The 11,978-nt window shown below is 56.8% G+C and carries 8 protein-coding genes and 1 tRNA gene; 7 read left to right on the forward strand and 2 right to left on the reverse strand.

The genetic code is table 11. The features are described 5' to 3' along the window. Positions 1 to 118 precede the first annotated feature (118 nt). From serS to galE, 7 genes are all read left to right on the forward strand, one after another. Positions 119 to 1,405 (forward strand): serine--tRNA ligase, encoded by a 1,287-nt coding sequence (gene serS / locus Tam1G_RS05305; protein ID WP_033889884.1) that lies wholly within the window; start codon positions 119 to 121, stop codon positions 1,403 to 1,405. 280 nt (positions 1,406 to 1,685) lie between these two features. Next, positions 1,686 to 1,770 (forward strand) — tRNA-Ser (locus tag Tam1G_RS05310). A gap of 796 nt (positions 1,771 to 2,566) precedes the next feature. Then, positions 2,567 to 3,883: an ABC transporter substrate-binding protein gene (locus tag Tam1G_RS05315; protein ID WP_101625709.1), complete on the forward strand. Its 1,317-nt coding sequence runs from the start codon at positions 2,567 to 2,569 to the stop codon at positions 3,881 to 3,883. A gap of 192 nt (positions 3,884 to 4,075) precedes the next feature. Further along, positions 4,076 to 5,047: a carbohydrate ABC transporter permease gene (locus Tam1G_RS05320; protein ID WP_033889881.1), complete on the forward strand. Its 972-nt coding sequence runs from the start codon at positions 4,076 to 4,078 to the stop codon at positions 5,045 to 5,047. After that, the gene (locus Tam1G_RS05325; protein WP_033889880.1) at positions 5,044 to 6,003 is read left to right on the forward strand and encodes a carbohydrate ABC transporter permease; all 960 of its coding nucleotides are present in this window, start codon (positions 5,044 to 5,046) and stop codon (positions 6,001 to 6,003) included. Before Tam1G_RS05320 ends, Tam1G_RS05325 begins: the two co-directional genes overlap by 4 nt. A gap of 456 nt (positions 6,004 to 6,459) precedes the next feature. Beyond that, a complete protein-coding gene (gene gnpA / locus Tam1G_RS05330) occupies positions 6,460 to 8,715 on the forward strand; it encodes a 1,3-beta-galactosyl-N-acetylhexosamine phosphorylase (RefSeq protein ID WP_101625710.1) in 2,256 nt (751 codons plus the stop codon). A 173-nt stretch (positions 8,716 to 8,888) separates the two neighbouring features. Beyond that, on the forward strand, positions 8,889 to 9,911 hold the full coding sequence (gene galE, locus Tam1G_RS05335; protein ID WP_033889877.1) for a UDP-glucose 4-epimerase GalE: 1,023 nt from the start codon (positions 8,889 to 8,891) through the stop codon (positions 9,909 to 9,911). A 9-nt stretch (positions 9,912 to 9,920) separates the two neighbouring features. On the opposite strand, the gene Tam1G_RS05340 is transcribed toward galE, so the two are convergent. Continuing rightward, the gene (locus Tam1G_RS05340; RefSeq protein ID WP_101625711.1) at positions 9,921 to 10,604 is read right to left on the reverse strand and encodes a LuxR C-terminal-related transcriptional regulator; all 684 of its coding nucleotides are present in this window, start codon (positions 10,602 to 10,604) and stop codon (positions 9,921 to 9,923) included. Further along, the gene (locus Tam1G_RS05345; RefSeq protein WP_101625712.1) at positions 10,601 to 11,923 is read right to left on the reverse strand and encodes an ATP-binding protein; all 1,323 of its coding nucleotides are present in this window, start codon (positions 11,921 to 11,923) and stop codon (positions 10,601 to 10,603) included. Before Tam1G_RS05345 ends, Tam1G_RS05340 begins: the two co-directional genes overlap by 4 nt. Positions 11,924 to 11,978: the final 55 nt, after the last annotated feature.

The raw sequence follows: 11,978 nt of genomic DNA on the forward strand, positions 1-11,978 counted from the left end.
TTTGCGCACAGGGCTATTGTGCGCGCTGTTCAAAACCATTCCTGCACTTGCGCAATTAGTGAGATTAATAGAATGAATAACCTATCGCGTGTCGGCTTACGGCGGTAGTGTTAGGCGCATGCTTGATATTCAATTCATCCGTGAACACACTGATATCGTCAAGGAATCCCAGCGCAAGCGCGGCGAGTCCGTTGAACTCGTCGATGAAGTGCTCTCCTCCGATACCGCACGCCGTGAAGCACTGAAGGCTTTCGAAGAGGCCCGCGCCCAGCAGAAGGAAATCGGCAAGAAGGTTGCCGCAGCCCCGGCCGACGAAAAGGCCAAGCTGATCGCTGAAACCAAGGAACTTTCCCAGAAGGTTGCCGAGTACAAGTCCAAGGCCGATTCCGCAGCCGAGGAATACACCACCGCCATGTGGAAGCTCTCCAACATCGTGGAGCCGGAAGCTCCTGAAGGTGGAGAGGATGATTACGTGGTGGTCAAGAAGGTTGGCCAGATTCGTGACTTTGCCGCTGAAGGTTTCGAGCCGAAGGATCATCTGACCCTCGGCACCGAGGTGGCTGGCATCGATATGCGCCGTGGCGTGAAGGTGGGCGGTTCCCGTTTCTACTTCCTGCGTGGCGCTGTGGCCCGCATGCAGATTGCCATGCTGACTATGGCTGTGGATCAGGCCGAGGAGCACGGCTTCGTGCTGGCCATCACTCCGACGCTGGTACGTCCTGAGGTCATGCGCGGCACCGGCTTCCTGAACTCCCATGCCGACGAGATTTACCGTCTGCGCGAGCCCGATGACCAGTACCTGGTCGGTACTTCCGAAGTGGCTCTGGCCGGTATGCACGAGAACGAGATCCTTGACCTCGGCAACGGTCCGCTGCGCTACTGCGGCTGGAGCTCCTGCTACCGCCGCGAGGCCGGTGCCGCAGGTAAGGACACCTCCGGCATCATCCGCGTCCACCAGTTCGATAAGGTGGAAATGTTCGTCTATGCCAAGCAGGAGGACTCCTACAAGGAGCATGAGCACCTGTTGGCTATGGAACAGGAGATGCTTGCCAAGGTCGAGGTGCCGTACCGCATCATCGATACCGCTGCCGGCGATCTCGGCTCCTCCGCTGCCCGTAAGTTCGACTGCGAGGCTTGGGTGCCGACCCAGGGTCGTTACCGCGAGCTGACCTCCACCTCCAACTGCACCGAGTACCAGGCTCGTCGTCTGAACATCCGTGAGCGCATGGAAGACGGCAACACTCGCCCGGTCTCCACGCTGAACGGCACGCTGGCCACCACCCGTTGGCTGGTCGCCATTCTCGAGAACCACCAGCAGAAGGATGGCTCCATCGAGATTCCGAAGGCCATGCGTCCGTACATGGGCGGCAAGGAAGTCATCGAGCCGACCAAGTGGGAGGCCTGATTCTCAGGCCTGCTGTTGCCCTGCGACGCGCGCGACGCTATCGCTGGGCGCTGCTACGAATACTCCACCGGACTGTTCGTCAAGTGGGAGGCCTGATTTCGCCAGCTTTGTTCTCAATCGCTATTGCCTCCCTCTGACGATGGAGGCGGCTCGAAGAGTCGGAGGGAGAGAAGCCGGCGAAGCCGTAACGGATATTGTTGCAGCGGCGTCGGTAGGTTCTCCCTACCGTATGTATAATTGAACATCGTGCGCTTCGGGGTTGCTCGGAAATGCGCACAAAGGACAGATGTCTGAGCGGTCTAAAGAGACGGTCTTGAAAACCGTTGAGGGGCAACCCTCCGCGAGTTCGAATCTCGCTCTGTCCGCCCTTCAAGGGCTAGGCGACGCGCCTAGCCCTTTTTCTTTTCTTGGAATTCCTATACCCCACGTACAGAGTTCGTCTTAGTGCAAAGATTTCGGGCAGTGAGGCCTAGTCTCCCGAATTTCTTGTACTGAGTTCGTCTCAGTGCAAGAAATTCGGGGTGAGTGGCCTTATTCCCCGAATAAGTTGCGCTGAGTGGAGGGTATGTTGCGCTGAGTGGAGGGGAATTTAGCGATGAGGGGAGATATGGGCCGGTGATAACACAAAACGACCGTTTTTGTTCGTGTGTACAGCACGCACGCGAGCAAACGCTCATGCATGTCTGCACATGTTCGCTGTGATGACAAACTATGGCCGCATAGGTGTTTTCTCATGTTCACTGAAATGACAGGCCGTATCCGCATGGGTATATGCACAAGTCGTTCGAGGATGGTCTCCGAAAACGGTAGCTGTTGAGGTCGTATCCACATGCGTGTATTCACTCGTCCACTGTGATGGCGAGTACACACGCATAAGTGTCTTCACACCTTCTTCATAATCTAGATACATGCCGTTGTTGAAAGCAGGATTTTCCGTGATAGTCTGTAACCGGTCACACAAACCAAGCGAATATAACATTTATGCGAAGGGAAGTCGGCTAAGTTAACTGACCTTATGTGTCTCGAACCGTTTGAACTCAACGTTTTTGCGGGGGGCGCGCGGAAATTGTTAGCAAAGTTGACAATTTTCTTTTGAAGGCATAAATTAGCTATTGTTCGTCACAGGGAAGTGATGAGACCATATAACGAAGGAGTAGAGATATGGTATCGCACAACAAGCGCCTGGTAGCAGCTCTGGCTGCAGTAGCAGCTATGGGTATAGGCCTTGCCGGTTGCGGCAGCGACACTGCTAACACTGGTGATTCCAGCAGCGACGGCGGTAAGGTCACCATCACCTACATGCACCGTCTGCCGGATTCCGAGGGCATGACTCTGGTCAACGACATCGTTGCCAAGTGGAATAAGCAGCACCCGGATATTCAGGTCAAGGCCACCAAGTTCGATGGCAAGGCCTCTGAAATGATCAAAAAGCTTGAGACCGACGTCAAGTCCGGCGAGGCTCCGGATCTGGCTCAGGTCGGTTACGCCGAGCTGCCTGAGGTCTTCACCAAGGGTCTGCTGCAGGATGTGACCCAGTACGCCGAGCAGTACAAGAACGACTTCGCATCCGGCCCGTACAGCCTGGTTCAGGTTGACGGCAAGGCTTACGGCCTGCCGCAGGACACCGGCCCGCTGGTTTACTTCTACAACAAGGCTGAGTTCGATAAGCTCGGCATCACCGAGGTCCCGCAGACCGCCGATGAGTTCATCGCCGCTGCCAAGACCGCTGCCGCCGCTGGCAAGTACATCATGTCCTACCAGCCTGATGAGGCTGGCAACATGATCTCCGGTCTGGCTGGCGCCTCCGGTGGTTGGTACAAGGTGAAGGGCGACTCCTGGGTCGTCAACACCGAGACCGATGGCTCCAAGGCAACTGCTGACTTCTACCAGCAGCTGCTCGACGCCAAGGCAGCCACCACCAACCCGCGTTGGGATCCGTCCTTCGATGCATCCATCAAGGATGGCTCGTTGATCGGTACTGTGGCCGCTGCTTGGGAGGCCCCGCTGTTCATGACCTCCTCCGGTGGCACTGGCTCCGGCGAATGGCAGGTCGCTCAGCTTGGTGACTGGTTCGGCAACGCTGGCAAGAGCGGCCCTGACGGTGGTTCCGCCGTGGCCGTGCTGAAGAACTCCAAGCATCCGAAGGAAGCAATGGAGTTCCTGGATTGGTTCAACACCCAGGTTCCTGATCTGGTTTCCCAGGGCCTCGTTCCGGCTGCTACCACTGAAGACGCTGAGACTCCTTCCGAGTGGTCCACCTTCTTCGGCGGTCAGGACATCATGAAGGAATTCAAGACCGCTAACAACAACATGGGTGACTTCACCTACATGCCTGGCTTCTCCGCAGTCGCCGCCAAGATGAACGAAACCGCCGCCAAGGCCACCGATGGCTCCGGCAAGGTTGCAGACATCTTCTCCGACGCGCAGACCACCTCTGTGGATACGCTGAAGAACCTCGGCCTGTCTGTTTCCGAGTGACATTAACGGTTAGGGTTCCTTCCAGCCGCTGATATCCTCAACCACACATCGAAAGGCCGGAGCTCAACACTCCGGCCTTTCTTTTTACTCGAGTTCGGTTCGTCATTAATTGTGTTTGATCTGACTGCATCGATCCGAACTGCATTACGTACTTTCTATTTCTTACTGTTCTTTTGAAAGACAGGTTTCCCTATGACTGCAACAACAAAAACGGCGAAGACGGGGGTCGCCAGGCGTGCCGCTAAGCCAAAGGCTTCTGATGCTGTGAAGCGTGAGAACCGTACCGGCTGGGCCTTCATGGCACCGTTTGGCATCCTGTTCGCTCTGGTATTCATTCTGCCCATTATCTGGGCTATTTATTCCAGCTTCTTCCGCCAGGTCACCACGGGCGGTGGCGCATACGGCGGCGGCGAACTGGTCAATAAGTTCGTCGGACTTCAGAACTTCCAATACGTTATTACTTCCGGCAACTTCTGGGCTGGCGTGGGCAGGGTAGTGCTCTACACCGTGGTTCAGGTGCCGGTCATGATCATTGCGGCACTTGCTCTGGCAATGCTCATTGATTCCTACATCGTCAAGCACATCACTGCATTCCGTCTGAGCTACTTCCTGCCGTACGCCATCCCGGGCGTGGTCGCATCCATCATCTGGGTGTACCTCTACAACGGCCAGATTTCCCCTATCGTTAAGGGTCTTGCCGCCATCGGCATCAAGGTGAATTTCTTCGGCGACAATGTGGTTCTTGGCTCTATGGCCAACATCACGACCTGGACCTTCACCGGCTACAACATGCTGATCTTCCTCGCCGCACTGCAGGCTATTCCGCACGATCTGTATGAGGCCGCACGCATTGATGGCGCCAACGGCTTCCAGATCGCCATGAAGATCAAGCTGCCGAACGTGCGCGCAGCAGCCCTGCTTGCCATGCTGCTCTCCATCGTCGGCACCATCCAGCTGTTCAACGAGCCTCAGGTGATGTCGATTTCCGATCCGAGCATTTCCAAGTCGTACACGCCAATGATGATGGCCCTCAACACATCGCAGGGCACCCTGACCCCAGGTGGTGACGGACCTGCATCCGCTGTGGCCATCGTTATGGCACTGATTGCTGGCGTACTCGCCGTGGTTTACACGCTCGTTGAAAGGAAGGTGAACGCAGAATGAGCACCGTAGAAGCTACTGATAAGGAATCCCGCGCGGCCGCACGCGCTCGTAAGAAGGCTGACAAGATTCGTGACAAGCATGCCAACGACCTGCCTCGTTCCATGCAGCCTTCCGCGCTGGTCAAGACCATCACCATCGTTGTTCTGGTCTTTGCGCTGATCTACTTCCTGTTCCCGATTTATTGGGCCATCATCGCCTCGACTAAGACGCCGAGCCAGATGACCGGCAGCAACGGTCTGTGGTTCGCCGTGGGGCTGAGCGATTTGCCTGCCGCCATCGCCAAGAACTATGGCACGCTGATTGGTTGGACCCGTGGCCAGTTTTGGCGCTGGGTGCTGAACTCTCTGATCTACTCGGGTGTTTCCGCTCTGGTGGGTACGCTCGTGGCTGTGATGGCAGGATACGCTACCGCAAAGTTCAACTTCAAGGGTAAGAACCTTGCCATTGGCGTGATTATGGGCTGCATGCTGATGCCGGCCGCACTGCTGACCATTCCGCAGTACTCCATCTTCCACGCCATGCATCTGACCAACACGATGCTCTCCATCATCATCCCGTGCTGCGTCTCTCCGTTCGGCTTCTTCCTGGGCCGCGTGTACGCACAGACCTCAGTGCCGAACGAACTGCTTGAAGCAGCTCGTATCGATGGCGCAAGCGAAGCTCGCATCTTCTTCACCATTGTGCTGAGGATTCTGGCTCCGGCAATGGTCACGATCTTCCTGTTCCTGTTCGTGGCCACTTGGAACAACTTCCTGCTGCCGTTGATGATGGTCTCTTCCGATACCTTGAAGCCGGTGACCTTGGGTCTGTACGGCATGGTCTCCCTGGCTACCTTCACTGATCGTGGCGCTCTGATGATGGGTGCTCTGCTCGGTGTGCTGCCTGTGATCGTGCTCTTCCTCGGTCTCCAGCGCTACTGGCAGGCCGGCCTTGCCGCTGGTGCGGTCAAGGGCTGACGCGTTAAGCAGACAGCCCGGTGGGCTGTCTGTAGCGTCAGCCTGAGCGAGACGATAGTCGAGCGAAGACAGCATTGAGCCTCGCCGTAGGCGAGTCCTTAATTGCAGGGGCCGAAGGCGACGCGTTAAGCAGACGGCCTAAGACCAATAATTCCCGCCGTCCGGTGCCTCGTGCTACTCCTTCCGGCGCCGGACGGCTTCTCAACAATAAGTAGCACGCAACCATACTGATCCGGAGCCTTCCTGATTCTTGTTATGAGATTGTCGGTAAAACGACTGGGAAGCTCCGGTGATGTTCAATTCGCTCTTCCGGCGTTGCCGTGGGGCTACTCTCAAGGATTTATGCAGTCAGGATCCTGGACGCCCGACGGCGGCGTCGGATTCTTGTTTTATATGCATATATTGTTTACAATTTAATTATCCAATAAAATAATCAATGTCCTCAAAGGAGAGACTATGACTAGCACCGGCCGCTTCACCTTGCCTAGCGAGGAGAATTTTGCGGAGAAGACCAAGGAGCTTGCCAAACTGTGGGGCGCGGACGCCATCCGTAACTCCGATGGCACGCATCTGGATGAGGCTGTGCTTGCCTTGGGCAAGAAGATTTACAGTGCGTATTTCCCAACTCGCGCGCATAACGAGTGGATTACGCTGCATATGGATGAGACCCCGCAGGTGTATCTGCTGACCGATCGCATTCTCGCTGAATCGGATACGGTTGATATTCCGCTGATGGAAAGCTTCTTCGCCGAGCAGCTGAAGCCGAATCGTGATGCCGACCCTCACAAGTATTGGGAGGTTGTGGACCGCACCACTGGTGAGGTCGTCGATCCGGCGAACTGGACGCTTGACGCGGACGAGGACACCGTGCATGTGAGTGGCGTTGCCGCATGGCATGAGTACACGGTGAGCTTCCTGGCCTACATCATCTGGGATCCGGTGGAAATGTACAACCACCTGACCAATGACTGGGGTGATAAGGAACACGAGATTCCATTCGACATCTACCATCCGGCCACCCGCAAGTTCGTGTTCGACACGTTCGAGAAGTGGTTGAAGGACAATCCGCAGGTGGATGTGGTGCGTTTCACCACGTTCTTCTACCAGTTCACCCTGCTGTTCGATCCGAAGCACCGTGAGAAGATCGTGGATTGGTTCGGCTGCGCTTGCACTGTGAGCCCGGCCGCTCTCGATGACTTCGAGAAGGAATACGGCTACCGTCTGCGTCCGGAGGACTTCGTGGACGGCGGCGCCTACAACAGCGCATGGCGTGTACCGCGCAAGGCGCAGCGCGACTGGATCGACTTCCTCTCCGGCTTCGTGCGTAAGAACGTCAAGCAGCTTGCCGATATGTCCCATGCCGCGGGCAAGGAAGCGATGATGTTCCTCGGCGACCAGTGGATCGGTACTGAGCCATACAAGGAAGGCTTCGAAGACCTGGGTCTGGATGCCGTGGTTGGTTCCATTGGCGATGGCACCACGACCCGTATGATTGCCGACATTCCGGGCGTCAAGTACACCGAAGGCCGCTTCCTGCCGTACTTCTTCCCGGATACCTTCTATGAGGGCAATGATCCAAGCATCGAAGGCCTCGACAACTGGCGCAAGGCACGTCGTGCCATCCTGCGCTCTCCGATCTCCCGTATGGGATACGGCGGCTACCTGTCTCTGGCGGCCAAGTTCCCGAAGTTCGTGGACACCGTGACCCACATCGCCGATGAGTTCCGCGATATCCACGATCGTACGGACGGCAAGCCGGCCGAGGGCGAGCTGAACGTGGCCATTCTGAACTCCTGGGGCAAGATGCGCTCCTGGATGGCATTCACTGTGGCCCACGCGCTGCCGAACAAGCAGACCTATTCCTACTACGGCATTCTGGAATCCCTGTCCGGTATGCGTGTGAACGTGCGCTTCATCAGTTTCGATGATGTGCTCGAGCATGGCGTGGCCGATGACATCGACGTGGTCGTCACCGGTGGCCCGGTCGATACCGCGTTCACTGGCGGTGACGTGTGGGCCAACCCGAAGCTGGCCGAGACGCTGCGCGCTTGGGTGCGTCATGGCGGCGCTCTGGTAGGTGTGGGCGAGCCGAGCTCGCTGCCGCGCTTCCAGGCTGGTCGCTTCTTCCAGCTGGCCGACGTGTTCGGCGTGGACGAGGAACGCTACCAGACTCTGTCCGTGGACAAGTACTTCCCGCCTGTCACCCCGGACCACTTCATCACCGCCGACGTGCCGGTTGATTCCGAGGCGCGCGAGGCATGGGAGAAGGCCGGTTATCGCATTCCGTTGTCCGGCTGCGGCGGCGGTCAGGGCATCGAGCCGCTTGGCGGCATCGACTTCGGTGAGCCGGTGCTCAACACCTACCCGGTTAACGAGGATGTGACCCTGCTCAGGGCCGACAACGGCCAGGTGCAGCTCGCGGTCAACGAATACGGTGAGGGTCGTGGCGTGTACGTGTCCGGTCTGCCGTATTCGGCCGCCAATGCCCGCCTTCTGGAGCGTATCCTCTTCTGGGCCTCCCATAACGAAGGCAAGTACGCGGCATGGAGCTCCTCGAACCCAGAGTGCGAGGTTGCACACTTCCCGGAGCAGGGCCTGTACTGCGTGATTAACAACACCGACCAGCCGCAGACCACCACGGTCACGCTGGAAGATGGCAGCAGCGAGACCTTCGACCTTGAAGGCAGCGGCATCGCCTGGCGCAACGCCTGATTGATACATTGGCTCCCCTCACTGAGGGGAGCCAATGTTCTCTTTTGTGAACAAAAAGCACACAAGAACCGCTTACCGCGCTTGATTTTGCAATCAAATGCAGTAAACTCATACATGAAAGAACAAAAGTGCACATTCTAGAAACAGAAGTGCACATTCTTCAAGGAGAAGACATGACCACTGTTCTGGTTACGGGCGGCGCGGGCTTCATTGCCACCCACACTGACGTTGAGCTGCTGAACAAGGGATACGACGTGGTGTCCGTAGACAACTACGGCAATTCCTCCCCAATCGCTCTTGACCGCGTTGAGCAGATCACCGGCAAGAAGATCAAGCGTTACGACGGTGACGTGCGTGACGAAGCCCTGATGAACAAGATCTTCGATGAGAACCCGATCGACTGGGTCATCCACTTTGCTGGCCTCAAGGCTGTGGGCGAGTCCGTGGCCAAGCCGATTGAGTACTACGACAACAACCTGTACTCCACGCTGGTGCTGCTCAAGGTGATGCGCGCGCACAACGTCAAGAAGATCATCTTCTCGTCTTCCGCCACCGTGTACGGTTCCCCGAAGGAACTGCCGATTACCGAGGAGACCCCGACTGGCGGCACCACCAACCCGTACGGCACCTCCAAGCTGTTCCAGGAGCAGATCTTGCGCGATGTGCATGTGGCTGATCCGGAGTGGACCATCGTGCTGCTGCGTTACTTCAACCCGGTTGGCGCTCACGAGTCCGGCCTGCTGGGCGAAGACCCGAAGGGCATCCCGGCCAACCTGACCCCGTATGTGGCCAAGGTTGCCATTGGCGAGCTGAAGGCCGTGCAGGTCTTCGGTGACGATTACGACACCCCTGACGGCACCGGCGTTCGTGACTACATCCACGTCGTCGATCTGGCCAAGGGCCATGTGGCCGTCATCGATCACATCGAAAAGTCCGGTGTGTTCACCTACAACCTGGGCACCGGCCACGGATACTCCGTACTTGAGGTCATCAAGGCTTATGAGAAGGCCGCTGGGCACGCAATCCCGTACGTGATCAAGCCTCGCCGCCCCGGTGATATCGCCGCTTGCTACGCTGACGCCTCCAAGGCTGCTCGCGAGCTGGATTGGAAGGCCGAGCTGACCATTGATGATATGGCCAAGTCCTCCCTGAACTGGCAGATCAAGAACCCGAACGGTTTCCGCGACGCCAAGTGACCTACTAGGTCATACGATCCGTCTATCGACGGCCCAACGTGTGAGCTCGGTGCGGTTGGAAAGCTGAAGCTTTCTGAGCACCGAGCTCACATGCGTTTCCACAGTCTTAATCGAAATAAAGAGCTCAGCAGCCACTTCTTTATAGGTGTAGCCGCGGGCGATCAGCCGCATTACTTCCTGCTCGCGAGCAGACAAGCGATCAAGTTCCTCATCATGCACTGGCGCATCGGAAGCAGCGCCGCCATATGAGGCACCTTGGAATGCGGAGAGCACAAAGCCGGCCAACTTTGGCGAGAACACGGCATATCCTTCATGCACCTGTTTGATCGAGGAAATCAAATCAGCGCCGGTAATGGTTTTTGTCACATACCCTTGCGCTCCAGCACGAATCACCGAACCTACGTCTTGCGGCGCATCGGAGACGGACAGTGCCAGAAACACGGTATCGGGGGAATATGGGCGGGATTTCAGCAGAATCTCCGCGCCGCCGCCACCTTCACCGCCCGGCACATGTACATCCAGCAACACTACTTGCGGTTTGACCTGCGCAATCATCGCCACCGAACTGGGCACATCCGCAGCCTGACCCACAATATCGAACGTATTCTTCAGCGTGGCGATTACACCGGCACGAAACATCTCGTGGTCATCCACCACTGCCACGCGAATCTTCTCGCTCGTCTCCTCGCTCATTCCTTCTCTCCTTGCTGTGTTGCAGTAGGCGCTATCGGCATATGCATGCGCACTTCGGTTCCCCATCCCGCTCTGGATACGATTTCCACTGTACCGCCGCGCCTCTCAATGCGGCCGATAATCGATTCGCGAATACCGAGTCGGTCTTTCGGAATCGCATGAATATCAAATCCATTGCCATGATCACGAACGAACACCTCCACCAGTGAAGCATTGGCCTCGCAATACAAGGAAATCGGTTCCTCGCCATGCGTCACCGCATTGACCAGCGCTTGACGCGTGGCATCCAATAGCGCATCGGTTTGCGCGCTCGGACGAGCATCGCCCACGGTCACCACTTCAATAGGCTTGCCGTGACCGTCCTCCACTTCGGCGGCAATCGCCTTCAATCCTGCACTGACCGAGCGGTCAGACGTGACGCGCTCCTGATAGAGCCATTCGCGCAATTCTCGCTCCTGTGCGCGTGCCAATGTGAACACGGTATCCGGTTCCTTGGAATGCAGCTGAATCAGCGCCAAAGTCTGCAATACGCCGTCATGCAAATGTGCGACCATATCCGCGCGCTCTTCCTCGCGCTCTTTCAACGACTGCTCATGTGTGAGCTGCCGCAGCATGGCATTGGCCCACGGCAGCACTGCAGTTGCCATTGCAGCAATCATCACCAACCCAGATGCCATAATGCGCCGCGGCGAAGTACCCCAGCCAATGAACGACACATTGGACACATATAAGGCCCAGCCAACGAAAATCAACGCCAATCCGCCCAACATGGAAAACACTTGCATGCCTCGAGGAGCAAGATTCATCCATGCCAAAGCGATGCCGGCAAATACCAGCAGCAAAGGCATAATGATGTCATTATCCACGCCAGCGCTGAATAACAGGAGGCCTATAGTCATCAGTGCGAATCCGCTCAATGCCACCAATGCGGGTTTTGGTGCTCGCTTGACTGCATCGGCCAATGATTCGGAACTGCCGACAATATCTTCCGTGTCAATGGCCGAACCTTGCGCATCCACAGGGCGATTGCCGTGTGCCAAAGGAGCTTGATTGATTGGCATGGTGTTGGATTGTGCTGCTGCGGCGGCTACCGGATTGCCTGCGGGTACAAAAATCCACAAGAATACATATGCAACAATGCCTGCACCGTAGAGCATGGTCAACACAATGAACGCCAAGCGCACCCATACTACGGAAATGCCCAAATGCAATGCAATGCCTTGGCATACGCCGGTCAGCCAACGGCCACGTTTAGGGCGCATCAACGGCATACGCGCGGGCAGTAAAGGCTCAGAGGCCTGCAGTGTGGGTGAAGTCATAGTTCTATTGTGCCGCGCTTAGGGAGTCATCACCGAGTTTTAAGCCCGGGTTCAG

The sequence above is a fragment of the Bifidobacterium imperatoris genome (genome assembly GCF_002860405.1).
Lineage (GTDB): Bacteria > Actinomycetota > Actinomycetes > Actinomycetales > Bifidobacteriaceae > Bifidobacterium > Bifidobacterium imperatoris.

Bases quoted from the DNA above. Each gene is read 5' to 3' on its own strand.
- serS (WP_033889884.1), top strand. From the start codon at position 119: ATGCTTGATATTCAATTCATCCGTGAACACACTGATATCGTCAAGGAA.
- Tam1G_RS05315 (WP_101625709.1), top strand. From the start codon at position 2,567: ATGGTATCGCACAACAAGCGCCTGGTAGCAGCTCTGGCTGCAGTAGCA.
- Tam1G_RS05320 (WP_033889881.1), top strand. From the start codon at position 4,076: ATGACTGCAACAACAAAAACGGCGAAGACGGGGGTCGCCAGGCGTGCC.
- Tam1G_RS05325 (WP_033889880.1), top strand. From the start codon at position 5,044: ATGAGCACCGTAGAAGCTACTGATAAGGAATCCCGCGCGGCCGCACGC.
- gnpA (WP_101625710.1), top strand. From the start codon at position 6,460: ATGACTAGCACCGGCCGCTTCACCTTGCCTAGCGAGGAGAATTTTGCG.
- galE (WP_033889877.1), top strand. From the start codon at position 8,889: ATGACCACTGTTCTGGTTACGGGCGGCGCGGGCTTCATTGCCACCCAC.
- Tam1G_RS05340 (WP_101625711.1), bottom strand. From the start codon at position 10,604: ATGAGCGAGGAGACGAGCGAGAAGATTCGCGTGGCAGTGGTGGATGAC.
- Tam1G_RS05345 (WP_101625712.1), bottom strand. From the start codon at position 11,923: ATGACTTCACCCACACTGCAGGCCTCTGAGCCTTTACTGCCCGCGCGT.